We start from the raw sequence: 22,010 nt of genomic DNA, 5'->3' as shown, positions 1-22,010 counted from the left end.
CGATTGAGACGCAAATATGCGTCTCTACGCCGTTTTGAAACCTGCTGGGCTGCAACTCCGCTGTATTTGCCTAGTCCTATATGCCAGCCGAATCTTTACCTTCGGCCTCCCTTCCCTATTCTTTCATGCTTCCTTCTATGAACAAAGCCTCTGCGCTCAGCAAATGGCTGCTGGCCTGCGCCGTAACTACGGCGGGCCTTTCGGGCTGCAACTCCGGCGGCAAAGCCGGGGCCGGCCAGCCCGACCTGCTGCAAGCCAACCTCGACACCACCGTAAGTCCCGGCGACGACTTCTTCACCTACGCCAATGGCGGCTGGCTGAAGCGCCACCCCATTCCGGCCTCCGAAAGCTCCTGGGGCATCGGCAAGGAAGTGCAGAACGAGGTGTACGCCCGCCTGCGCGCCCTGAACGAGGAAGCCGCCAAGGCCAACGCCGCCGCGGGCACGAGTCAGCAGAAAATCGGCGACTTCTGGGCTGCCGGCCTCGATTCGGTGGCTATTGACCAGCAGGGCACGGCGCCGCTGAAAGCCGAGTTGGACCGCATTGCCGCCATCAAATCGGTGGCCGATGTGCAGAGCGTGGTGGCGCGCCACAAGGTGCTGGGCGTGAATTCGCTCATCGGCCTCTACGTGGGGCAGGATGCCAAGAACAGCGACAAAATGGCCCTGCACCTCTACCAGGCGGGCCTGGGTTTGCCCAACCGCGACTATTACTTCAACAAGGACTCGCGCACCAGCAACATCCGCAAAGAGTATGTCCGCCACGTGGCCCGCATGCTGCAGCTGCTGGGCCAGGATTCGGTAACGGCCCAGCGCCGCAGCGCCCAGATTATGCAGCTGGAAACCCAGCTGGCCGCCGCCTCGCGCAAGCTCGAAGACCTACGCGACCCGTACGCCAACTACAATAAGCGCGCCGTGGCCGACCTGGGCAAGCTCACGCCCGGCCTCGATTGGACGCCCTGGCTGGCCCAGATGGAGCTCAAGACTGACACGGTAATCGTGGGGCAGCCGGAGTTCTACCAGAAAGCCGGGCAGTTGCTAAAGTCCGTGCCGCTCGACCAGTGGCAGGCCTATTTGCAGTGGCACCTGGTCAATGCCTTTGCCGGCCAGCTCAGCCGCCCCTTCGACAACGAGCATTTCCGCTTCTACGGCACCATTCTGCAGGGCAGTAAGCAGCAGCGGGCCCGCTGGAAACGGGTGCTGGATGAGGAGGAAAGCGGCATGGGCGAAATCCTGGGCCAGCTGTTTGTGAAAGAGTACTTCGCCCCCGAAACCAAGGAGCGCTACGCCAAGCTGACGCAGAACGTGGTGGAATCCTTCCGGGAGCATATTCAGGCCCTGGACTGGATGAGCGACTCGACTAAGCAGAAGGCCCTGGTGAAGCTGACCAAGATTACTCCGAAAGTAGGCTACCCCGACAAGTGGCGCGACTATTCCAGCCTCACCATCAAGCGCGACTCGTACGCCCAGAACGTGATGCGCGCCAACGAGTGGCAGTACCGCTACAACATCAACAAGCTGGGCAAGCCCGTGGACCGCACCGAGTGGGACATGACGCCCCAGACCTACAACGCCTACTACAACCCCTCCAACAACGAAATCGTGTTGCCGGCCGCCATCTTTGCCATTCCCGGCCTGGCCGATAAGGATGCCGACGACGCCATCATCTACGGCTATGCCGGCGCCAGCACCATCGGCCACGAGCTCACCCACGGCTTCGACGACGAAGGCAGCCAGTTTGATGAGAAAGGCAACCTGCGTAACTGGTGGAGCAAAAAAGACCGCGCCGCCTTCCAGCAGCGCGTCAATGGCATCGTGCGCCAGTTCAACGGCTACACCGTGCTCGACTCGCTCCACATTAACGGTAAGGCCACGGCCGGCGAGAATATTGCCGACCTGGGCGGTATCGTCATTGCCTTCGATGCCTTCAAAAAGACCGAGCAGTACAAGAAGGGTGAGAAAATCGGGGGCCTCACCCCTACCCAGCGCTACTTCCTGGGCTATGCTCTGGGCTGGCAGAACCACCAGCGCAACGAGGTGCTTGCCCAGCGCATCATCACCGACGTGCACTCCCCGGCCCAGTTCCGCGTGAACGGCCCCTTCGCCGACGTGCCCGAGTTCTACGAGGCCTTCCAGGTGAAAGAGGGCCAGAAGCTCTGGCGCCCCGATTCGGCCCGGGTGAAAATCTGGTAGCCCGCTGTGTTATAATAAACTGTCATGTCGAGCAAAGCGCGACACTCGCGGGCAGTGGCATTGTCATGCTTCGACAAGCTCAGCACGACGTTCTAAAATCAAAAAGGCCTCTCCATGTAATGGATAGGCCTTTTTTGTTGTCAGTACTGAATCATCACACCCCGCGCAGAGCCTGAAACTGGCGCAGACCCTGCGCGGCGGTAGCGCGCACCTTGCTTTGCAGAAACGGCGTCCAGCCCAAGAGCCAGCCCACCGGCCCCAGCGCCTGCCGCGACCAGCGCCAGAAGTTGAACTGGTCGTGGTGGGTCAGGATTTTACCGTCCCGGAAGGTAAAGCTGGCGTTGATGTGGTTGTGCACGCGCCGCTTGGTTTGCGAGAACGTGTAGCGCGCGTCCCACACGGCCTGGCCCTGCCCTTCATCGGCCCGGATGTGGTTGTAGGTCAACGACAGATCCTTGCCCCGCTCGCAGAGCATGCGCCACATAGCCCCGATTTCGGCGGCTCCCCGCAGGGAAAAGGCGGCATCGTCGAAGGTGGCCTCCGGGTGGTAGCAAGCGGCCATAGCGGCATGGTCGCGGCGCTGAAAGCTTTGGTAGAAACGGTGGAGTAGCTCTTCGTGCGGGTGCATGCCAACGGAATTGAATGGAAAGCCTAAAGGTGAAGAAATTCCGGCAGCAATGGCGCTTGGCAGCCTAGCGGCCCGAAACAGCGGCGGCTATTGGCATATTGAATCAGGCCTATGTTTATTTGTGCTGCACCCCGCTTTCTTTTCGGCCCCTTCCCCCCTTCCGTATGGCACACTCTTCTCATAAGCTCCCCGCCTGTGCCAACTGCGACTACCACTTCCCGCCCGAGCAGCCCAACGACTTCTGCCCCACCTGCGGCCAGCAGAACCAGGAGGTGAACCTCTCCTTCGGCCACGTGGCGGAGGAGTTTCTGGAAGGCATTTTCCACTTCGACAGCAAAGTGTTTCGCACGGCCAAGCTGCTGCTGCTGCGCCCCGGCGAGCTGACGAAGCAGTTTCTGGCCGGCCACCGCATGCCTTTCGTGCCGCCTATCCGGCTCTACGTCTTCATCAGCTTCGTCTTCTTTTTCCTGCTTTCCCTCAGCATCACGCCCAACTCCACCCGTCCTTCCCGGGAGCTGATTCAGGATGCCAGCCTGCGGGCCGCCGCCGATTCGGTGCGCCGCAGTACGGGTCAGTCGAACATCATTGTCTTCGACGGCGACAGTCCCATGACGGCCAGCCTGGGCATGGACTTCAGCCAGGCCGACCTCTTCAAGCTCAGCCGGGACCCCACACCAGCCCGCATCGATTCGGCCATTCGCAGCCGCGGCGTCGAGCCTACGTTTATGCGCAGGATGGTGCTGCGCCAAACGGTGCGCACCCTGAACATGTCGCCCGAGGATATGACACGCAAGTGGCTCAAGAGCCTGCCGATTCTGATGTTCTTTCTGATGCCGCTGTTTGCCCTGCTGCTCAAGGGCTTATACCTGCGCCAGCGGCAGTACTACCTTTCCCACCTCATCTTCTCGATCCACTTTCACTGCTTTGTCTTCCTGCTGTTTATCGTGAATCTGGTGCTGGCCAAGTTCGACAGCAACGACTGGTTCGATACAGTGCTGGTCTTTGTGCCGGCCGTCTATTTCTTTCTGGCCCTGCGCAACAACTTCGGTCAGTCAGTTCTGAAAACGCTCAGCAAGGCCCTGCTGATGATGGTGGCCTACGCCGGAGTGCTCATCGTCTGCGTTATCCTGTCGGTGCTGGCCAGCGTGCTGCTGCTCTGAGCGGATTCAGCGGGATTAGAAGTCGAACAGGCCGCGGCGCTCGGCGGGCTTTTCCTTGGTTTTCTGCTTGTTCTTCCGGTTGGGCTTGTCATCGTCTCCGCCCAGGATTTTGTCGAACAGGCCGGTTTTTTTCTCCTTGATCAGCACGTAGCGCACCGAGAAGGCCGTAGGGAACCGCGCCCAGTCGGCCGAGTTGAATTCGACGCTGGGCTTGAAGTCGAACGACAAGACCAGGGGCACGAAAGCCACCTTGTACTCGGCCCCGATGATGCCGTCGAAGCCCCCGAATACGCCGTCGTCCTTGTGGTTGCCGAGGTGGCCGCCGGCGCCCAGGTAGTAGTTCAGGCTGGGCCCCAGAATGCCGAAGTGACGCTCGGCCAGCACCGTGCCGCTCACCTCGCGGCTGCCCACGATGCCGATGCCTTCCAGCGTGGTTTTGTCCAGAATCTTCTGCTGAATCGTGAGGCCGTAGTTGCCCGCGCCCAGGCGGCCACCCACGGCCGTCCGGTATTTCTGGGCCTGCGCCGGCGTGGCGGCCAGCGCCAGCATCATAGCCACTGTAGCCCAACGTAGTACCCGGCAAAAAGCCACTGGAAAAGCCATAATCTTTATTGGAGGGAGCTTAAACTTAGTCTGGCAAACAGCGTTTGAACGCAGGAATGCCTTGCAAAGTACGGGCCGGGCGCGGAATCAGCCCATTTTTTGCCGGGCATTGGCGTACCTTGCCGCCCATTCACCCGAGTTCCTCCGCTTAGATTTCCACCCGTGTACATTCATCAGGTGGCGGCATATCTGCCCGCCCATGTCATTACCAATAAGCATTTCACCCACCTGAACGGTCTGTCGCACGAGTGGATTATTGAGCGCACCGGTATCCGGGAGCGGCGCAAAGCGGCCAAGGGCGAAAATACCAATACCATGGCCATCGACGCCGCCGAGCGGGTGCTGGCGTTATCCTCCCTTTTCCCCGCCACCGATGTTGACCTTATCGTGGGCGCTACCTACACGCCCCACGACACGATTTATACCGTGGCCCACGCCGTGCAGCGCGCCATTGGCGTGGCCGACATTCCGGTGGTCAGCATCTCCTCGGCCTGTTCGTCGCTGCTGAATGCCATTGAAATCGTAGAGGGCTACTTTGCTATGGGCAAGGCTCGCCGGGCGCTGGTGGTGGTATCGGAGCACAACACGGCCTACAACAACGAGCACGACACCGTGGCGGGCCACCTCTGGGGCGACGGCGCGGCGGCCCTGCTCATCAGCAAAGACCGCCTGGCCCCTACCGACCTGCGCATGGTGGACCTGCTCACGGCCGGCGCTGGGGGCGTGGGCAAAGCCGATGAGGCCGTCACGCTGAAGCCGGTGGAAAAAGGCATTGTGATGCCCTACGGCAAAGATGTGTTTATCAATGCCTGCCAGTATATGGCCAGCGTGACGCGCAAGGTACTGGAGCGCAATCAGCTGACTGTAGCCGATTTGAACTGGCTGATTCCGCACCAAGCCAACCTACGCATCACCCGCAACGTGCTGCAGGCGCTGGAGCTGCCCGAGGAGCGGGCCGTATCCAACATCGAGCGGCTGGGCAACACGGGCTGCGCCGGTGCCGCCATTGCCCTGGCCGACCAGCTCGACCAGATTCAGCCCGGTGAGCGGATCATGATTACGGTGTTTGGCGGCGGCTACTCCTACGGCGCCATGCTGCTGGAGCGGTAAGTTTAGTTCACTTTCACAAACGGTACCGTGCCCGTGCGCCCCGCCGGGTCGCGCCAGCGCAGCATGTACCAGCCCGCCCGCAGCTGGCTCACGTCGATGCTGCGCACGTTGAACCCCGTGCGGGTATCGACTCCGACGGCCTGGCAGCCCCGGCCCAGCACGTCGTACAGGTACACCGAGAGGTTGCCGTCCGAGTTGCCCGTGTACAGAAAGCGCAGCTGGCTGCCGTCCACGGGGTTGGGGTAAATCTGGAGCACCTGTTCGCCCACGGTATTATCGCGCACCAGCAGCGGGGCCGCGTTGTCAATAACGCCATCGGGGCGGCGCAGGCGCAGGCGGTAGTAGCTGATGCCCGCCAGCGGCTGCGGATCGATTATGCGGTAGCTGTTAGTGGCTGCTCCCGCGGCCACAGTGGCTACGGGCTGCCAGGCGGTGGTATCGGCAGCCCGTTCCACCAGAAAGTTGCTGAGCAGGCACTCATCCTGGGTAGTCCAGGTGACTTCGGCCCCGGTACCGCTGAGATAAGAGGCCGTCACCCGGGTCAGGGGGGCGGGCAGCATGGGCGCCGGACCGCAGCCGGCCGGTACAAAGCTGCGGTTGCGCACCACGAAGCGCCCACCGGCCCGGTCGTTTACATTCAGCGCCCGGTTGGAGCGGCCCCGCCCTACGCCATAATACAGCACAGCCGTGGCCGTATTCACGTGGCCCAGCTGCTGGGCGTGCCCCAGCTCGTGCAGGGCCACCGACTCGAAGTCGAACTGCGCGGTGCTGGGAAAACCCGGGCCGAACTGCCAGGCCGTCACGTCGTCGAACTGCATGTCGATTTCCCGCACGTGAAAGGAAATCTTGCCGTCGGGACCGGTACAGCCCGTGTAAAAGCTGGTGGTGCGGCCCAGCACGTTGGCCGGCAGCTCGGCTCCCGCATCAAAGCCCACCGAGTTTTCCCCGTCCGAACCGGTGGTCGTGGTTGTCCGGGTGGCCCCTACAATCCAGTTCACGCCCGTCTGACACCGCCAGCCCGTGCGCAACGCCCGCCGAAAAGACTCGGCAGCGGCGGCGTTATTCACAAAATTTGGCTCAAACCGAAACGTGTAGCCGCCCACTCCATTCTGGTTGATATGGTTGGGGCGCACGATGGTCTGGGTGCCCTGCACCAATACGTTGCTGGCAGCAAAGGGCACCGTCAGAAACGCCGTGCTGATGGTTTGCAGCGTGGCGCCCGTCGTAACCCGCACCGTGCCCGAGCCGGCCGGACTACCCGTGGTGCTGTAGGAAGGCACCCGCACTCGAATCTGGGTGTCGGTCCAGCTGACGTAGTCGGTGGGCTGGGCTTCTACAAACGTGGCCCCGCCGTCATCGGCGTTGCGAAAGGCCACGCTGCCCGTACCCCGCTCATTGCCGAAGCCCGAGCCACTGATGGTCAGCACTGCGCCGGTGCCGGCCGCTACCGTTGTGGGCGCCAGACTACTGACAACCGGGGCCTGACCTTTGGCGGCTACCACCGGCTCGGTGCGCCGGAGCTGGGCTTTTTGCAGGGCAACGTTGGGCTGCAGCTCGCGGCGGGCCTGGCCCAGCGTGCGGCTTAGCTCGGCATAAAACCCGGGCCCAATGAGTGGGTAGCGCCGGAATGGCTCGGCGGCCGACGCATCGCTCAGCTGGTAGCGGATAAAGCCCTGCTCACTGGCAAAGGGCGTCCAGGTGGCGCCGGCCGCAGTGCCCGCAAACGAGGCGGGAGCCAGGAAGAATATGCCCTGGTCGCCGGGCTGCAGGCGCAGCGTGTTGGTCATCACCTGCTCGGTGAGGTCTACTTGCCCGCCCTCGGTCAGGATAGTGAGCTGGGCGGGCAGAGTACCTTTCAGCAGGCTATACACCCGAATCTGGTGGGCCGTGTAGATGTGCCGCCGTTCGGCGTCCCAGAAGCTGCGCGCGTCCAGCACCTCGCCTTCCACCACCAGCCCCGCCTGCCGGGCCCGCTCGGCCGCGGGCAGCGGCACGAGCAGGCAATGCGTGTCGGGCTCCGCCCCCTGGGCCGCACTATTGGCCGGAGCCAGACCCGATAATATAAGCACACCGGCAACCAGCCGGCACAGAGTACCCCAAGGCTTCATACGTCAGCAAGAAATGGCGACTGATACTAAAACTCAAGGTACGCTAATTCGGCGTGGCCGGGATGTAGCAGCGGAGCTTAAATTAGCCGGCCCAGTTGACTGCTGCGCTAAAACAGGCTACCCTGCACCACCTGCGGAATAATGCGGGGCGGCGTTACTTCCAGCCCGGTCAGGGCGTTGAGCTTTTCCAGGAAAAACTGCGTCCAGACCGGCGAATGCATAATGTCTTTCTGGTGCACGAAGAAGTAGACGGTCTGCAAACCGGCCTGTATCCAAGCCGCCAGCCGCTCGGCCCAGGCCATGGCGCGGGCGTAGTCGCTGCTGATGAGGCCGTGGCCGTTGAAGCGGATAAAGGCCGTGGGCGTAGTCAGGCGCTGGTGCAGCACGTCGCGGCGGCCGGCCACGTCGGTCAGCACCAGGGTTTTGCCCAGGGCTTCGAGCATGGCAAACACCGCGTCGCGCAGGCCGGGGTCGGTAAACCAGGCGGGGTGGCGCAGTTCCACGGCCAGCGGCACATAGTCCGGGAAGTCGAGCAGGTAGCGCTCCAGGCGCGGCAGGTGTTCGGGTCCGAACGTGGGCGGCAGCTGCAGAAACGCATGACCCAGCTGCTCATCCAGCCCACTGATAGACCGGCAGAACGTGGTGGTCAGCTCGTCGGCGTTGTACAGCTCCCGGTCGTGGCTGATGATCTGGGGCAGCTTGGGGCAAAACCGGAAGTGGGCGGGCACCGCGTCGCGCCACTTGCGCACGGTGGGCGCGTCCGGAATGCGGTAATGGGTGGTGTTCAGCTCGATACTATTGAACTGGCGGGCGTAGTGGTGCAGGTAGTCCGCGTCCTTAATACCTGCCGGAAAGTAGGAGCCCAGCCAGGCCTTGTTGGTCCAGATGGGGCAGCCTATATAGATAGAAGGCGGGCCCGCGGCGGCACCCCGGGCCCGGGCCAGCACGGCGGCTGTGTCGGGGTGGTCGGGAGGGAGGCGAAAGTCAACGTAGCGCAGGTCAGAAAGGCGGCCAAAATCCATGGGGCAAAGTACGGCAAAACCGGCCGGGCAGACGGCCTGCACCTATAGTAAAATTCCGGGAGGTTTGCAACCTAGCTCCGCAGATAGCTCAACCGTCAATGACAAAATTTTTTAAACGGCGCATAGTCTTATTTCCAACGCCATTCGCAAGGCGTCTATTCATAGTGCAAAATATGCCTTAAGGAAACACAATCAATCATTTTTGGTCAGACACCGCAATTAATTAAATGCAAATTTTACAGAAAAAGGACAATTTACAGCAGCACAGCTTGGCTAATGAGGTTGGAATGGGTTAGGTAGTTTGAAAAGGCCTTATAGATTTGTTATGCTCACCAACCAGTAAACGAATGAAGTTGACACCGACACGACTGCATGTTTCCGGCTTGCTGATGGCCTTGCTTTTTGCATTCTCTATGGCCCTCCCGCAAGCAGCCCGGGCTACGCGTTTTGAAGAGGAAAAACCAGGTTCGGCTTCGGCCTCCCGCTCCGTTGTATTGCGCGGCCGGGCTTCCTGGTACGGACGCGAGCATCAGGGGCACCGGACCAGCAACGGCGAACGGTTTGACCGCTTTAAGTATACCTGCGCTCATAAAACCCTGCCCTTCGGCACCAAGCTCCGCGTTACCAACCCCAGCAACGGTAAGTCGGTGGTAGTGCGCGTCAGCGACCGAGGCCCGTTCCGTCACCAGCGGATTCTGGACCTCTCGGAAGTAGCGGCCCGCCCGCTCGATATCGTGCGCCGCGGCGCCGTATCGGTGGTGGCCGAAGTAGTACCCAGCACCACGCCCCTGGGCCCCACCGAGGCTCCCGACGACCTGGCTGCCCTCGCCTCCGACTCGGTGGCGACCATCAAAGCAGGCGTAGTTGCCCTGACGGACATCGTAGCCGGCGAAACGGAAGCTGCTGATGTTGTAGTAGTTCCGGCCCCGGCCCCCAGCTTCGTGGTACAGGCCGGCACGTTCGGCGACCCGCGCAACGCCCAGAGCCTGCAAACCAAGATTCAGGCCCTCGACCAGAACCTGACCGTCACCATTGCCGAGAGCAGCCAGAACGGCAAGCCCTTCAACCGCGTTATCGTGGGCCAGTTTGCCGACAAGGCCGAGGCCGAAGCCGTGAAGCTGCGCCTCAAGCAGTTGGGCGTGGTAGGCATGGTGCGCCAGGCCGAGAACTTATAAACGCTACGTACAGTCCCGCAACGGCACTGTTACATGCTTCGCAACACAAAAAAAGGCCGCTTTATGTGGCCTTTTTTTGTGTTGTTTGTCTTTAGACTTAGGTATCCCCATTTCCAATTTTCATGAAAAAGCTATTTACCACTAGTGTCCTGGCGCTTTCTTCCCTCACGGCCGCCTTTGCGCAAACCGAGCCCGGCAGCGTGCTGGTCGGCTCCAGTATTTCGCAGCTGGCTTACTCCACTTCCTCCGGTGGTGACCAAAACACGTTTTCTGCGGCCCTGACGCCTACAGCGGGTATTTTTGTAGCCAAGCGGCTGGCCGTAGGCGCGGAAATTCTTTTGGGGTATGCTACCAGCAATAATGACTACAGAATAGGCAGCGCGAAGCTCAAGGAGTTTACCTACGGCCTAGCCCCTTTTGCCCGCTATTACGTGCTGGACGCACCCAAGCACAAAGTTTTTGGGCAGGCTTCGTATGGTCTTATCGGCTACAGCGCCACGTACGAAACAGACTTTGGGGGCTCCCCTCAGCGTAGCAAGGATTCTTACTGGAGCCCGCGCGTGGGTCTGGGCTACAACTACTTTATTACGCCAATGGTGGCCCTGGAAGCGCAGCCCTACTACCGCTACACGCCCACGCAGGTGGTATCGGATACCCGGGCCAACCAGTGGGGCTTGTCGGTGGGCCTCCAGATTTTCTTCCCGAAAACGGCCGGGGCCGCGCAATAATCGTTTTTAACTAGTAATTATACTGGCCGCCCGGATGCTTCCGGCGGCCAGTTTTCGTTTCCGACTACGCTCTGTCAACCTGGTTCATGAAGTGGATTAAAGCCCTGTTAGCTACTGCTATTTCCCTGGCCCTGACCTGGGTGCTGAATACCAAGCAGGGCGATATTCCCCCCTTTGGCAAGTTTCTGAGCCCATTTCAGGGCTTTTGGCGCAATGCGGAAGCGGCCAACGGCTTCCCGGCGGCCCAGACGCTGGCCATACCCGGCCTGCAGCAGCCGGTGCAGGTGCGCTTCGACGACAAGCGCGTGCCCCACATCTTTGCCCAGAACGACCACGACCTCTACTTCGCTCAGGGTTACCTCACGGCCCGGGACCGGCTCTGGCAGATGGACTTCGTGACCCACGTGGCGGCGGGGCGGCTGTCGGAAATCGTGGGGCCGGCCCGCCTCGAAACCGACCGGTTTTTCCGGCGCATGGGCCTGAAGTACGGGGCCGAGAAGTCGCTACAGGCCATGATGGCCAACCCCACCACCCGCACGGTGCTCACCTCTTACTCCGACGGCATCAACGCCTACATCAGCAGCCTCTCGCCCCGCGACTACCCCTTCGAGTACAAGCTGCTTGACTACGCACCCGAGCCCTGGGAGCCGCTCAAATCGTCTCTGCTGCTCAAATACATGGCCTTCGACCTGAGTGGCCGCTCGGATGATATGCGCATGTCGAATGCCCTGGGCAAGTACGGCGCGGCAGTTATCAACGACCTGTTTCCGGACTATCCGCAGCGCGAAGACCCGATTGTACCCGTCGGTACGCCTCTGGATTTCAAGCCCCTGCCGGCCCCGGCCACGCCGCCTTCGTTCACGGCCTCAATGTCGGACAAAGTGCCGCGCAATGAGCCTGACCCGGAGCTGGGCTCCAACAACTTCGCCGTGGATGGCAAGAAGTCGGCCTCGGGCTACCCGATTCTGGCCAACGACCCGCATTTGCAGCTCAACCTGCCCAGCATCTGGTATCAGGTGCAGCTCTCGGCGCCCGGTGTGAACGTGTACGGCGTCACGATTCCGGGGGCGCCCACGGTTATCATTGGCTTTAACGACCAAGTGGCCTGGGGCGTGACCAACGTGGCGGCCGACGTGATGGACTTCTACCAGCTCAAGTTCAAGGATGCTTCGCAACGTGAGTACTGGCACGACGGCCGCTGGAAGCCGGTGCGCCGCGTGGTGGAGCGCATCGTGGTGCGCGGCCAGCCCGACCGCGCCGACACGGTGCTCTACACCCACCACGGCCCGATTGTGTATGACAAGGACGAGAAGCCTTTCCTGGCTCAGACCCCTATCCGGCACGCCATGCGCTGGACAGCCCACGACGCCGACAACGAGGTGCTGGCTTTTTACAACCTGAACCGGGCCCGCAACTACCAGGATTACACGGCGGCCCTGGCTTCCTACGGCTCGCCGGCCCAGAACTTCATTTTCGCCAGCCAGCAGAACGACATTGCCATCTGGCCCAATGGCCGCTTTCCGTTGAAATGGCGCGACCAGGGCAAATTTATCCTCGACGGCACCGACCCGGCCTACGACTGGCAGGGCTGGATTCCGCAGGCGCAGAACCCGCACGTAAAAAACCCGGTTCGGGGCTTCGTCAGCTCCGCCAACCAGTTTTCGACCGGCCCCGATTATCCTTATTACCTGCACTGGAACTACGCCAGCTACGAGCGGGGCCACCGCATCAACCAGCGCCTGGCCCAGATGACGCACGTGACGCCCGACAGCCTGCGGGTGCTGCAAAACGACAACCTGAATCTGAATGCCCAACTGATGCTGCCGCGCATGCTGAGTCTGGTTGGCACGGCACCGCTCAAGGACGATTCGCGCAAGGCCTACGACGAGCTAAGCCGCTGGAATTACTACTACGAAGCCGATGCCATTGGGCCCAGCATCTTCGAGCTGTGGTACAACAACCTGGTGAAGCGGCTCTGGGACGACGATTTTGGTTTGCAAGCCACTGGCCTGGAAATGCGCAGCCCCACTCGCGACCGAACCAACACGCTGCTGCTGCAAGAGCCCACGTCCCGCTGGATTGACGACCGGCGCACGCCGGAAAAGGAAACCTTGGAAACCCTGGCCCGGCAGTCCCTGCTGTTTGCCGCCGACTCGCTCAGCCGCAAGTTTGGGCCGCTGGGGCCGGAGTGGCGCTGGGCCAACCAGAAAAGCACCGACATTCTGCACCTGGCTCAGCTGCCTGGCTTCGGCCGCATGGATCTGGACGTGGGCGGCGGCGCGGGCATCGTGAATGCTACCTCCGAGCGCAATGGCCCCTCGTGGCGCATGGTGGTGGCGCTGGGGCCGCAGGTGAAAGCCTACGGGGTGTACCCCGGCGGGCAGTCGGGCAACCCGGGCTCGGCCTACTACGAGAACCTGATTGACACCTGGAGCGCCGGCCAGCTCCACGAGCTGATATTCCTGCGTAGCCCGGATGAGAAGCACCCCCGCGTGCAGGCCGCCTGGACCATGCAGCAGAAAAAGTAGTTCCTACCCACCTTCCTGATTCTGATGCGTCTTTTCCTTTTAATCTTTGTTTTAGGTGCCCTGACGCAGTTGTTCCTGCCCTGGTGGTGCATAGTCCCCCTGAGCTTGGTCGCAGCTTTCCTGCTGGAACGCCACGGTGGCCGGGCTTTCCTGGCCAGCTTTCTGGGCATTGGGCTGGGCTGGCTACTGCTGGCCGCGTGGTGGTCGGTGCAGAACGACGGACTATTGGCCCACCGCGTCGCCCAGCTACTGCCGTTGGGCGGCAACCCCTGGGCGCTGGTGCTGCTCACGGCTGTACTTGGTGGCCTGGTAGGTGGGCTGGCCTCCCTGGCAGGCACCTGGCTGCGGCAGGCCATAGCACCAATTCCTGCCCAACCAGTAGAACGGACAGAACAGCAGACTACGGCCGCGTAACGACTGCTTATTCAGGCTACACATACCGCTCAAACGCCCAACAGCGCCACCTCCGAACTTGGGAAGTGGCGCTGTTGGGCGTTTAAGCCGACGAGCAGTCAGCCTATTTTATTAATACTGCGAGATGAACGCGTAGGCCTGCAGGGTGTAGCTGGCCGCCGAGGAGAAGTGGTTGCCACCCGGAATGGGCCGTAGCGTCACGTTGGTAGCGCCGCGGGCCTTCATGGCATTGTAGGCATCCTGGGAGTTGAAGAACGGCACGTAGTCATCGGCCGTGCCGTGGAACAGGGCCAGCGGAGCCTTGGGCTGCCAGTCGTAGATGTCGTTGTCGCGGAAGGCATTCAGCATCTGCTGGTCGGTTTTCTCCAGAATACCCTGCCGGAAAGTGGGCGTAAACAGCTCCTTGGGGCGCCCGGGTACGTCGCCATACAGGTTGGTTTGCAGCTGCGCGGCCCAGGGCTGATTGACGTAGTACGGAATCGGCCGGTTGATGCTGTACACGCGGTTGTAGGTGTCGAGCACCCACACGTAGGTGCTCAGGAAGTTCAGCGGCTCATCCGACTTCAGGATGTAGTCGGCGAAGGCGGACTTGTGGTAAGCCCCGGCCCCGGGTGCACTGGCCGTCACGGTGAATTCGCCGGCCGCTTTTTCCTCTATCAGCTTGTGCAGCGCCATGGTGGCAAAACCGCCTTCGGAATAGCCTAGCAGGAAGTTTTTCTGGTTTAGCGTCAGCTTTTCCTTGGCGGCAAACTCGCGGGCAGCTCGCAGCATATCCAGCGAAGCCGAGGCCAGGGAAGCCGCGTGCTCGTACGGGTGGGGCTGGTTTTTGGAAGCCCCGTAGCCGATGTAGTCGGGCGCCGACACGACGTAACCCGTGGAGGCCAGCACCGATACGGCCGACCATACCTCACTGCTCTGGGAGTAATACGACGGCGCGCGGCCCTCATCGTCGGGCCGGATGGTGCCGTGCTGGTAGCTGAGCAGCGGCAGCGCCTGCGGAGTCACGGGCACCAGCAGGGCGCCCGAGGCCGTCACGTTCTGGCCGTCGGTGTTGCGGGTGGTATACGTCAGGCGGTACACCCGAATCGGGTAGCGCACCAAGGCCCCGGCAATGGGAATTTCGGACACGCGGCCGGCCAGCTGGCCAGGGGAGTATTCGCCTATCAGCGTGCTGCTAACCAGGCGAGTTTCCGGGGCCGCTACCGGGGTTTCGGTGGCCGCTTGCGGTGTGGCCGCGTCTTTGGTGCAGCCCGAGCCGGCGGCAGTACTGATGCCGACCCACAGCAGCAGGCTGAGGCGGGCCAGATGATTCTGAAAGTTGGGTAGTAGCACGTTGATTGTTAAGCTGGTGTAAAAGAGCCTCTACAACACCGGCCACCGCAAAAGATTTCCTGAGCGGGCATATTTCAACGGACTCGTTTTCAGCCGGCCACTTGCTTGACCTAAAAAAATAGTTGTTTAACTAAATTTTTAGTTTTATATTCAATAACTCAACTCCGACACTATGGAAACCTTTCCCGAACTCACGAAGGCTGAAGAGCAGGTGATGCAGGTGCTCTGGCAGCGCGGACCTTCATTTGTGAAGGAAGTGCTGGCTGACATGCCCGGCCCGCCCCCGGCCTACAACACCGTCTCGACCATCATCCGCATTCTGGAGCAGAAGGGCTTTGTTGACCACGAAGCCTTTGGTCGCACCCACCGCTATTTCCCACTCGTGGCCCAGGACGACTACCGCCGCTTTTCGCTACGCAAGCTGCTAAGCGGCTATTTCGGCGGCTCGTTTAGTCGGCTCGTGTCCTTTTTTGCCAAGGAAGAAGACTTGGATGCTGCCCAATTGGAAAAGCTGCTGCACTTGGCCCAGCAAGACCTCACCAAACCCACCGACGACGATGCACGTCCCAACTCTCCTCACGCTGATTAGCTGGTGGTGGCAAAGCACCCTGCTTCTGGGCGCTGGCTGGCTGCTTTATCAATTGGTTTTGCGCCGGGAAGCCAGCTTTGGCTTCAACCGAAAGTTTTTATACCTAACACCTTGGCTAGCACTGGTTGCCCCGCCTCTGCTCACGCTAACTACTGCTCCGTTGGCAGAATGGCTGCCCGTTGCGGTACCCCCAGCCGCTCAACCAGTTATGCCCGCGCTGCTGCTGCCAGCAGTGGTTCTATCCAGCCAGGCTCAGACGCCGCATGCGGCTTGGCTGGCAGGCTTGTACTTGGCAGTTGCAGCTATCCTGCTGGGGCGGCTGGCGTTGCAGCTGGGGCGCCTGTGGCGGCTTACGCACCGGCTGCCGCGGGAAATGCACCTCAGCTATACTCTGGTGTATACTGATGGTCGGCTGCCCATCAGCTCGTTCGGGCGCTGGGTGTTCTGGGACGAAACGGCCCCGCTCACATCCGCCGAAGCCCGGCAGGTGCTGCAGCACGAAGTAGCCCACGTAACTCAGGGCCACACTCTGGACCGCCTGGGCCTGGAGGTGCTGCGCGCCGCCCTCTGGCTGAATCCATTTGTGCACCTCTACCCCCGGGCCCTGGAGCTCACCCACGAATACCTCGCTGATAAGGCGGTGCTGGGCGCCGGAGCGCAACCCACTGTGGTTACGGCCTATAGCTCTCTGCTGGCCCGCCTTACCCTTCACCGCCTGACTTCACGGTCGTCCCTGCTTCATTCTTTCACTTATTCCCAAACCCTAACCCGGATTGCTATGCTGACCTGCTCCCACCCCGCCCGCCGCTGGAAACAGTGGCTGACGCTGCCCACTACGCTGGGCTTGCTGCTGACCCTGGCTTTGGTCAATGTAGCGTGCGAAAGCACCCCGCCCCCCCCTCCGCCGCCGCTACAGGCCGAGCTGGCACCTGCACCTCCCCTCCCACCAGTTCCAGCCTTGCCGCCACCGCCACCGGCCGAGGAAACGGTGTACGACAACGTGGACCAGCTGCCGGAGTATCCTGGTGGGCAGCAAGGGCTGACGCAGGCTATTATGGCTACCCTGAAGTACCCGGCGGCAGCCAAGGCGGCCCGGCTCGGCGGCATAGTGTTCGTGCAGTTTGTGGTGAGCTCCCAGGGCCGTACGACCAGCGTAGCACTGAAGAAGGGCATCGTGGCTCCGGGACACGAAGCAGGGGCGCAGGCGATGAACGAAGCCGCAGTAGAAGCCGTCAAGCAGCTTACTGCCAACTGGAGGCCGGGGCGCCTGCAGGGTAAGCCGGTAGCCGTGAGCTTCACGCTACCAATTACTTTTGAGCCCTATTCGGAGCCGCGTAGCACCGGCCTTATTTTACCGTTTCAGCAGTGGAATGGGATGTTTTCGGCCTGCTGAGCCGGGGTTGGACGGGGCACAAACGAAAACGGACGGATTTTTTCGCGGCAAAAAGCCGTAACTTGCTGACCAGTCTTGCTTTCAACGTTACCTTCTTCAGTGTCTTCTCTTTCCAATTTCTCCCGCTTTTCCCGGCCGCTGCTGCCAGCACTGGGCCTTGTTTTCTCACTGGCTTTCACAAGCTGCGGCACCCGCTCGGAAGGTGAAAACGCCGATACCAAAGCCACGGCCGAAGTGCCCGCCAAACCTGTCGTTATCGACAGCGCGGCCCTGAAAAAGCAGGTCATGCTGCGCGACTCGCTCAAGGCCGACTCCATCGTAAAAAAGAGCGGACAGCTGCCGGGCGCCATTCTGCCGGGCAAGCGCATCATTGCCTTCTATGGCAACATCCGCTCGAAAGGCATGGGTATTCTGGGCCGGGAGCCCAAGGAGCAGATGTTCCGCAAGTTTGAAGGTGTGCTCAAGGAGTGGCAGGCCGCCGACCCCAGCATTCCGGTGCAGGCCGCGCTGCACAACGTAACCATCACGGCCCAGGGCACCGCCGGCAAGGACGGCAAATGGCGCCTGATGAACTCCAAAGCCACTATTCAGGAAGTACTGAGCTGGGCCAAGGAGCACAACTGCATCCTGTTTCTGGACGTGCAGCCGGGCCACAGCACCCTGGAGGCCGAGCTGCCCAAGCTGACCGAGTACCTGAAAGACCCGATTGTGCATCTCGGCATCGACCCCGAGTTTTCGCTCTCCACCATGCCCGGCGTGCGGCCCAACCAGAAAATCGGTACCCTCGACGCGAAGGACATCAACTTTACCATCAACTTCCTGGCCCGCATCGTGAGCGAGAATAACCTCCCGCCCAAGGTGCTGACGGTACACCGCTTCACGCGGAAGATGGTGACCAACTACAAAAACATCAAGCTCGACCCGCGCGTGCAGGTGGTGATGCACATGGACGGCCACGGCGAGCCCACGCTGAAAAAGGACTCGTACCACGACTACATCCAGACCGAGCCCGTGCAGTACACCGGCTTCAAGCTGTTCTACGAGTACGATGCCCGGCCCAAGCCCCACCATATCATGACCCCCACCGAGGTCCTGACCCAGCTTACGCCCAAGCCCCTCTACATCCAGTACCAGTAAAAACTGAACTGGTGAGTGTCGCTCTGACGCTTATGTTTCCTCATAACAAAGCCCCGTCGTGTCGCACGACGGGGCTTTGTTTTGTAGGGCGGCCCGGGGTTAGTGCTGCTTAGCGCCTCTGGTCCTTGACGACAGACCTCCACGAGAAAGCAAAAGGCGGCCGTGCTTACGCGCAGCCACCTCTTAGTAGCAAAGTAAGCGCCGCCTAAACGACAACTCACCTGTTCACCACTTCACCATCTCGCCGCTAGTGCGCAGCGTTCAGGTCAATGGCTTCGCCGCCTTTAGCCCGCTTAATGAGGAATATGAGCGGCAGGCAGACAACGAAGAAGAGGCCAATCATAGAGAACACCTGTGAGTAGGTGATAATGGAAACCTGCTTCATCAGAATGCCTTCCAGAGCCGCGTAAGCCTGTTTCTGGGCCTGCTCGAAGGAAAATCCGCGGGCCATGAAGTTGGCCGTGAAAGCCTGAATGCGCTGCACTGTATTGGTGTCGTAGAGCGAGATGTGCGCCAGCGGGCTGATACGGTTCTGAGCAATACTGCGCTCCAGGTACGTGCCCACGATGGCTACCCCAAACGAACCGCCGAGCTGGCGAATCATGCCGGTGAGGCCGGCCGCCTGGCCCGCGTCTTTGCCCTTGAGGCCCGCCAGGCTCATGGTGGTAATGGGCAGGAAAATTAGGCCCATACCCAGGCCGCGCACCATCAGGGGCCAGAAGAAGTCGTCTTCGCCGGCCGTGGGCGAAATGATTTGGGCCATCCAAAAGGTGAAGACGAAGAAGATGAGGAAGCCGGCCGGAATCATGTACTTCTGCGGCACGCCGGCTTGCAGCATCTTGCCGATAACGGGCATCATCAGGCCCGAAGCCAGGGCGCCGGGCAGCAAAATGTAGCCGGTTTGGGCGGCTGAGAAGCCCAGAATACGCTGGGTGAAAATCGGGAAGATGAACACCGAGGCAAACATGCCGAAGCCCAGCACGAACGACAGCACCGCGCCCACGGCCAGGTTGCGGCTTTTGCCCAGCACGCGCAGATCCACAATGGGCTGGGCGGCCGTCAGCTCGCGCCACACGAAGCCCACGAGGCCAATAACGGCCAGGGCGGTGAAGCTGTTGATGTAGGCGCTTTCAAACCAGTCTTCCGACTCGCCCTGCTCCAGCACCAGCTGCAACGAGCCCACACCCAGAATCAGCAGGAAAATGCCCGCCCAGTCGATTTCGCGCAGGGGCCGCGGCACGGCGTTCTTAATGCGCTCGGGGTCCCGGATAAAGAGCAGCGTAAAAATGGCCGCCATGATACCCACGGGCACGTTTACGTAGAAAATCCAGGGCCAGTCGTAGTTATCCACGATGTAGCCGCCCAGCGTGGGGCCGATGGTGGGGCCGATGATGACGCCCATACCAAACAGGGCCTGGCCCAGCGGCAGCTGCTTGGGCGGGAAGGTATCAATCAGAATCGATTGGGAAGTAGCCATCAGAGCGCCGCCGCCGATGCCCTGCACGAAGCGGAAGGCCACCAGCTCCCAGATGTTGGTGCTCTGCCCGCAGGCAATGGAGGCCAGGGTGAAGATGACCACCGACACGAAGTAGTAGTTGCGGCGGCCAAACTGCTCGGCCAGAAAGCCCGTCATGGGAATCACGATGACGTTGGCAATGCCGTAGGAGGCAATTACCCAGGTTACTTCCTGCTGCGTGGCCGAGAGGTTGCCCATCATCTGGGTCAGGGCCACGTTCACGATACTCGTGTCAATCAGCTCCAGCAAGCAGCAGAGTACCACCGTAATAACGATGATCCACTTGGTAAGTCCGGTTTCCATTCTTGGTTAGGGTAGGAGGGTATGGAGGTGTGGGGTAGGAGTTGCTTTCTTTGGGGCACTACTCCCCGCTCCTTCTTATGTCGAATAACCTATCGAATTTTGATTTTGCTGAAGATTTTCGACAGCGGACCAAGGCGTTTGCCTTGCGGATTATGACGAGTCGGTGTTGTGGCTGGAAATGCTGAGCGAAGGCGGACACTTACCCGAAGACAGGCTTGATGAACTGCTCACCGAAGTGAGAGGGGTTATGTCCATTCTTGGCAAAGCAGAGAAGACGGCCCGCGACAAACAGAAAAAAAGCAAATAGCCGATCGGCAGAAAGTGGCGACTAGAGGTACTGGAAGAAATAAACCTCCTGCCCCCAGGCCCTCTTACCCCAGAAACTACTTGACCTTCACTGTGGCCGTTACGCTCATGCCAGCGCGCAGCGGGTGCTGGGGGTCTACTTTGTCGAGCACGATTTTGACGGGCACGCGCTGGGTTACTTTCACGAAGTTGCCGCTGGCGTTGTCGGGGGGCAGCAGGGCAAAGCGGGCCCCGGTAGCGGCCGACAATGACTCGATGTGGCCCTCAAACTCCTGGTCCGGATACGCGTCGACCTCCACCGTCACGGGCTGGTTCACTTTCATGTTGCCCAGCTGGGTTTCCTTGAAGTTGGCAATAACCCAGGTTTGCTCGGAAGCCACCAGGCCCATCAGCTGCTGGCCGGGACTGACCACCTGGCCGGGCTGCACGTTCTTTTTGCTCACGATACCGTTGCCGGGCGCTGTGATGGTGGTGTAGCTCAGCTGCAGCTTGGCGTTATCCAGGTCGGCCTGGCGCTGCTTCACCACGGCCTGGGCCACGGCTACCTGCTGCTGGGCGGCCACTACCTGCTGGCGGGCCACCTGCACCTGCTGCTGGGCCGTGGCGCGCTGGGCACTGGTCGACTTCAGGTTGGCCTGCACCGCGTCGTACTCGCTCTGGGGGATGATGTCTTCCTTGCGCAAAAAGGCGCTGCGCTTGAGGTCTTTTTCCAGCTTGGCGCGGGTAGCATCACTCACGCCAATGGTAGCCGTGGCCGAGCCCACCGTAGCCGAGGCCGTGCTGACGCCGGCGCGGGCCGCCACAACGTTGGCTTGCGCGGCCGCCAGGGCAGCTTCCGCGGCATTGATACGCTGCTGGTAGTCAGCCGCGTCGAGCACGATGAGTACGTCGCCTTTCTTCACGGGCTGGTTGTCCTGCACTTTCACTTCCAGTACGGGGCCACCCACGCGGGGCAGAATGGGGTACACGTCGCCTTCTACCTGGGCGTCGTCGGTTTCTTCGTGCGTCTGGCCAAACTGGTAGCGCTGGTAGCCGAAATAGCCACCCACCAGCAGCACCAGGGCCAGAATAATAAACATGATGGGACGCTTCGAGCGGCTTTCCTGCTCTTCAACTTCCGGCTCGTAAGCGGGAGCCGAAGCGTGACGGGGTGCAGCGGCCTGATCGGGGTGAACGGGAGTTGCCATGAAAATGAATCAGTGAGTAGTTGTTCGTTGAGTAGTGTTGTGAGGTGGAAAGCACCCAGAGGCGGCGTTTCCTTAGGCAGATTTCCGGTATTCGCCCGGGTTCTGCGCGTTAACCAGCAGCGTGGCGCACGGGGCCGTGCGCACCACGGCCTCGGCGGTGCTGCCCATCAGAAAGCGGGTCAGTGCGGTTTGGCCGTGTGCTCCTATTACGATTAAATCGGCGGCGTGGCGGCGGGCAGCCGCCACGATTTCGGGGGCTGCCTCGCCGCGCAACACGCTGGTTGTCACGCGGGCTCCGGCCTGTTCGGCCGCCGCCCGGTAGTGGGCCAGGTGCGCCGCCAGGGCTACATCGGGCGTGTCGGTGGCCAGCACCGGCTGCGGCTTGAGCACGTGCAGCAGCCGCAGCTCGGCCTTCGCTCCCGCTGCCAGCGCCGCGGCATAAGCCACCAACGACGCCGTAGCGACCGAGAAGTCAATCGGGCAAAAGATGAGCGAGAGATGCATGAGTGAATTAGTGAAATGGTGACTTAGTAATTTGATGAGTTTGATGTTCGGTTGGTGCAGCTCGATGCAGTTTGC

18 protein-coding genes are annotated in these 22,010 nt (G+C 61.0%); 10 read left to right on the top strand and 8 right to left on the bottom strand.

Going from position 1 to position 22,010, the window contains the following annotated elements:
- Nucleotides 1-137 precede the first annotated feature (137 nt).
- Nucleotides 138-2,192 carry a M13 family metallopeptidase gene (locus tag LGH70_RS13865; protein WP_226186670.1) on the top strand — a complete coding sequence of 685 codons (2,055 nt, stop codon included), beginning with the start codon at nucleotides 138-140 and terminating at the stop codon, nucleotides 2,190-2,192.
- 154 nt (nucleotides 2,193-2,346) lie between these two features.
- Here LGH70_RS13865 and LGH70_RS13860 read toward each other — a convergent pair whose 3' ends face one another.
- On the bottom strand, nucleotides 2,347-2,820 hold the full coding sequence (locus LGH70_RS13860) for a nuclear transport factor 2 family protein (RefSeq protein WP_226186668.1): 474 nt from the start codon (nucleotides 2,818-2,820) through the stop codon (nucleotides 2,347-2,349).
- Between the two features lie 164 nt (nucleotides 2,821-2,984).
- Here LGH70_RS13860 and LGH70_RS13855 point away from each other — a divergent pair, with 164 nt between their 5' ends.
- Nucleotides 2,985-3,980 (top strand): DUF3667 domain-containing protein, encoded by a 996-nt coding sequence (locus LGH70_RS13855; protein ID WP_226186665.1) that lies wholly within the window; start codon nucleotides 2,985-2,987, stop codon nucleotides 3,978-3,980.
- Nucleotides 3,981-3,995: 15 nt separating this feature from the next.
- Here LGH70_RS13855 and LGH70_RS13850 read toward each other — a convergent pair whose 3' ends face one another.
- The gene (locus tag LGH70_RS13850; protein WP_226186662.1) at nucleotides 3,996-4,532 is read right to left on the bottom strand and encodes a hypothetical protein; all 537 of its coding nucleotides are present in this window, start codon (nucleotides 4,530-4,532) and stop codon (nucleotides 3,996-3,998) included.
- 213 nt (nucleotides 4,533-4,745) lie between these two features.
- Between LGH70_RS13850 and LGH70_RS13845 the strand changes: the two genes are divergently transcribed.
- Nucleotides 4,746-5,693 carry a 3-oxoacyl-ACP synthase III family protein gene (locus tag LGH70_RS13845; protein ID WP_226186659.1) on the top strand — a complete coding sequence of 316 codons (948 nt, stop codon included), beginning with the start codon at nucleotides 4,746-4,748 and terminating at the stop codon, nucleotides 5,691-5,693.
- Nucleotides 5,694-5,695: 2 nt separating this feature from the next.
- Here LGH70_RS13845 and LGH70_RS13840 read toward each other — a convergent pair whose 3' ends face one another.
- Both LGH70_RS13840 and LGH70_RS13835 read right to left on the bottom strand, forming a co-directional pair.
- A complete protein-coding gene (locus LGH70_RS13840) occupies nucleotides 5,696-7,762 on the bottom strand; it encodes a T9SS type A sorting domain-containing protein (protein ID WP_226186657.1) in 2,067 nt (688 codons plus the stop codon).
- A 146-nt stretch (nucleotides 7,763-7,908) separates the two neighbouring features.
- A complete protein-coding gene (locus LGH70_RS13835; RefSeq protein WP_226186655.1) occupies nucleotides 7,909-8,823 on the bottom strand; it encodes a DUF72 domain-containing protein in 915 nt (304 codons plus the stop codon).
- Between the two features lie 413 nt (nucleotides 8,824-9,236).
- Between LGH70_RS13835 and LGH70_RS13830 the strand changes: the two genes are divergently transcribed.
- The 4 genes from LGH70_RS13830 (at nucleotide 9,237) to LGH70_RS13815 (ending at nucleotide 13,668) form a co-directional block, all read left to right on the top strand.
- Nucleotides 9,237-9,998: a septal ring lytic transglycosylase RlpA family protein gene (locus LGH70_RS13830; RefSeq protein WP_226186652.1), complete on the top strand. Its 762-nt coding sequence runs from the start codon at nucleotides 9,237-9,239 to the stop codon at nucleotides 9,996-9,998.
- Nucleotides 9,999-10,120: 122 nt separating this feature from the next.
- Nucleotides 10,121-10,726: an outer membrane beta-barrel protein gene (locus tag LGH70_RS13825; protein ID WP_226186650.1), complete on the top strand. Its 606-nt coding sequence runs from the start codon at nucleotides 10,121-10,123 to the stop codon at nucleotides 10,724-10,726.
- 86 nt (nucleotides 10,727-10,812) lie between these two features.
- The gene (locus LGH70_RS13820) at nucleotides 10,813-13,254 is read left to right on the top strand and encodes a penicillin acylase family protein (RefSeq protein WP_226186648.1); all 2,442 of its coding nucleotides are present in this window, start codon (nucleotides 10,813-10,815) and stop codon (nucleotides 13,252-13,254) included.
- A 105-nt stretch (nucleotides 13,255-13,359) separates the two neighbouring features.
- Nucleotides 13,360-13,668, top strand: a complete 309-nt coding sequence (locus LGH70_RS13815) for a hypothetical protein (RefSeq protein ID WP_226186645.1) — start codon at nucleotides 13,360-13,362, stop codon at nucleotides 13,666-13,668.
- Between the two features lie 111 nt (nucleotides 13,669-13,779).
- Here the strand turns inward: LGH70_RS13815 and LGH70_RS13810 are convergent, their stop codons facing one another.
- Nucleotides 13,780-15,000, bottom strand: a complete 1,221-nt coding sequence (locus LGH70_RS13810) for an alpha/beta hydrolase family protein (RefSeq protein WP_226186642.1) — start codon at nucleotides 14,998-15,000, stop codon at nucleotides 13,780-13,782.
- A gap of 172 nt (nucleotides 15,001-15,172) precedes the next feature.
- Here LGH70_RS13810 and LGH70_RS13805 point away from each other — a divergent pair, with 172 nt between their 5' ends.
- The 3 genes from LGH70_RS13805 (at nucleotide 15,173) to LGH70_RS13795 (ending at nucleotide 18,119) form a co-directional block, all read left to right on the top strand.
- Nucleotides 15,173-15,589, top strand: coding sequence for a BlaI/MecI/CopY family transcriptional regulator (locus tag LGH70_RS13805; RefSeq protein WP_226186640.1), 417 nt, complete (start codon nucleotides 15,173-15,175; stop codon nucleotides 15,587-15,589).
- 289 nt (nucleotides 15,590-15,878) lie between these two features.
- A complete protein-coding gene (locus LGH70_RS13800) occupies nucleotides 15,879-16,982 on the top strand; it encodes a TonB family protein (protein WP_226186637.1) in 1,104 nt (367 codons plus the stop codon).
- A 99-nt stretch (nucleotides 16,983-17,081) separates the two neighbouring features.
- Complete coding sequence (locus tag LGH70_RS13795; RefSeq protein WP_226186635.1) at nucleotides 17,082-18,119, top strand: hypothetical protein; 1,038 nt, start codon at nucleotides 17,082-17,084, stop codon at nucleotides 18,117-18,119.
- A gap of 247 nt (nucleotides 18,120-18,366) precedes the next feature.
- Here LGH70_RS13795 and LGH70_RS13790 read toward each other — a convergent pair whose 3' ends face one another.
- From LGH70_RS13790 to LGH70_RS13780, 3 genes are all read right to left on the bottom strand, one after another.
- Nucleotides 18,367-19,938 (bottom strand): DHA2 family efflux MFS transporter permease subunit, encoded by a 1,572-nt coding sequence (locus tag LGH70_RS13790; protein WP_226186634.1) that lies wholly within the window; start codon nucleotides 19,936-19,938, stop codon nucleotides 18,367-18,369.
- A gap of 383 nt (nucleotides 19,939-20,321) precedes the next feature.
- The gene (locus LGH70_RS13785; protein ID WP_226186633.1) at nucleotides 20,322-21,431 is read right to left on the bottom strand and encodes an HlyD family secretion protein; all 1,110 of its coding nucleotides are present in this window, start codon (nucleotides 21,429-21,431) and stop codon (nucleotides 20,322-20,324) included.
- 72 nt (nucleotides 21,432-21,503) lie between these two features.
- Entirely contained in the window at nucleotides 21,504-21,935 is a 432-nt protein-coding gene (locus LGH70_RS13780; protein WP_226186632.1) for a universal stress protein, read from the bottom strand.
- Nucleotides 21,936-22,010 lie beyond the last annotated feature (75 nt).

Origin of the sequence: Hymenobacter nitidus (genome assembly GCF_020447315.1) — a bacterium.
GTDB lineage: Bacteria > Bacteroidota > Bacteroidia > Cytophagales > Hymenobacteraceae > Hymenobacter > Hymenobacter nitidus.
The sequence above is the reverse complement of the archived record's forward strand: the minus strand, read 5'-3'. Positions and strand labels throughout refer to the sequence as shown.

Bases quoted from the DNA above. Each gene is read 5' to 3' on its own strand.
- LGH70_RS13865 (WP_226186670.1), top strand. From the start codon at position 138: ATGAACAAAGCCTCTGCGCTCAGCAAATGGCTGCTGGCCTGCGCCGTA.
- LGH70_RS13860 (WP_226186668.1), bottom strand. From the start codon at position 2,820: ATGCACCCGCACGAAGAGCTACTCCACCGTTTCTACCAAAGCTTTCAG.
- LGH70_RS13855 (WP_226186665.1), top strand. From the start codon at position 2,985: ATGGCACACTCTTCTCATAAGCTCCCCGCCTGTGCCAACTGCGACTAC.
- LGH70_RS13850 (WP_226186662.1), bottom strand. From the start codon at position 4,532: ATGATGCTGGCGCTGGCCGCCACGCCGGCGCAGGCCCAGAAATACCGG.
- LGH70_RS13835 (WP_226186655.1), bottom strand. From the start codon at position 8,823: ATGGATTTTGGCCGCCTTTCTGACCTGCGCTACGTTGACTTTCGCCTC.
- LGH70_RS13830 (WP_226186652.1), top strand. From the start codon at position 9,237: ATGGCCCTCCCGCAAGCAGCCCGGGCTACGCGTTTTGAAGAGGAAAAA.
- LGH70_RS13825 (WP_226186650.1), top strand. From the start codon at position 10,121: ATGAAAAAGCTATTTACCACTAGTGTCCTGGCGCTTTCTTCCCTCACG.
- LGH70_RS13820 (WP_226186648.1), top strand. From the start codon at position 10,813: ATGAAGTGGATTAAAGCCCTGTTAGCTACTGCTATTTCCCTGGCCCTG.
- LGH70_RS13805 (WP_226186640.1), top strand. From the start codon at position 15,173: ATGGAAACCTTTCCCGAACTCACGAAGGCTGAAGAGCAGGTGATGCAG.
- LGH70_RS13790 (WP_226186634.1), bottom strand. From the start codon at position 19,938: ATGGAAACCGGACTTACCAAGTGGATCATCGTTATTACGGTGGTACTC.
- LGH70_RS13785 (WP_226186633.1), bottom strand. From the start codon at position 21,431: ATGGCAACTCCCGTTCACCCCGATCAGGCCGCTGCACCCCGTCACGCT.
- LGH70_RS13780 (WP_226186632.1), bottom strand. From the start codon at position 21,935: ATGCATCTCTCGCTCATCTTTTGCCCGATTGACTTCTCGGTCGCTACG.